Annotated in this window: 1 protein-coding gene; it reads right to left on the reverse strand. The window is 35.0% G+C overall.

Going from position 1 to position 234, the window contains the following annotated elements; all coding sequences use genetic code 11:
• Positions 1–234 (reverse strand): prolipoprotein diacylglyceryl transferase family protein (locus GFJ99_RS13355; RefSeq protein WP_203228807.1); only part of this gene is annotated, 234 nt, incomplete at both ends.

Consider the following 234-nt stretch of genomic DNA (forward strand, 5'->3'; position numbering starts at 1 on the left):
TTTGTTCCATCGCTTCTCTACCATTGTATTTATCTCTTAAGAATTTAATTCCGAACGCAGAAGTAGTTTCAGTTCCAACGATTTCAGAATTCATGAAATTCCCTAAACGAATAAAAATCGCACCTAAAGAAACCGGAATTACAATTCGGTCTAAAATCCATAAAAAAGAACGTTTGATAACTCTTCTTTGAATGTAAAACATGGTGATGATGATGCCAATTGCCGCTCCATGAC

The sequence above is a fragment of the Flavobacterium sp. LMO6 genome, from assembly GCF_009495795.1.
Taxonomy (GTDB): domain Bacteria; phylum Bacteroidota; class Bacteroidia; order Flavobacteriales; family Flavobacteriaceae; genus Flavobacterium.